The organism is Neisseria sp. P0017.S009 (assembly GCF_051957375.1).
GTDB classification, from domain to species: domain Bacteria; phylum Pseudomonadota; class Gammaproteobacteria; order Burkholderiales; family Neisseriaceae; genus Neisseria; species Neisseria perflava.
In genome coordinates this window covers 1-270 of sequence record NZ_JBQCWL010000033.1, presented here as the reverse complement: position 1 = coordinate 270, position 270 = coordinate 1, and the positions used below count along the sequence as shown (strand labels likewise).

Below are 270 nucleotides of genomic sequence, written 5' to 3'. Positions count from 1 at the left end.
CAAATTGGCATCCCAAGTATGCTGCTCATCAAAACGCTGCTGCATTGAAAACGCTACGCTTGAAGAGCAAATAACGTTGTTTTTGCTCAACTTGTCCGCAGCCACTTTCATTGACGGATATTCTTGGACTTGTTTGGCCAAAACATTACGCGCATGCTTGGTCAAATTGTCAGAAATACGTTCCAAAACATGAATAGGATCGCTCAAGCCTTGACTTTCACTGCCAAACAATTGGTTATCCACCTGGCTGGCGATAAGATAAGCTTGCTG

1 protein-coding gene is annotated in these 270 nt (G+C 43.7%); it reads right to left on the bottom strand.

Annotation, left to right across the window (positions count from 1 at the left end; all coding sequences use genetic code 11):
- Positions 1–243, bottom strand: a 243-nt coding sequence (locus ACTHTG_RS11215; protein ID WP_440362651.1) for a hypothetical protein, incomplete at its 3' end; no start/stop codon positions are given.
- Between the last annotated feature and the right edge of the window lie 27 nt (positions 244–270).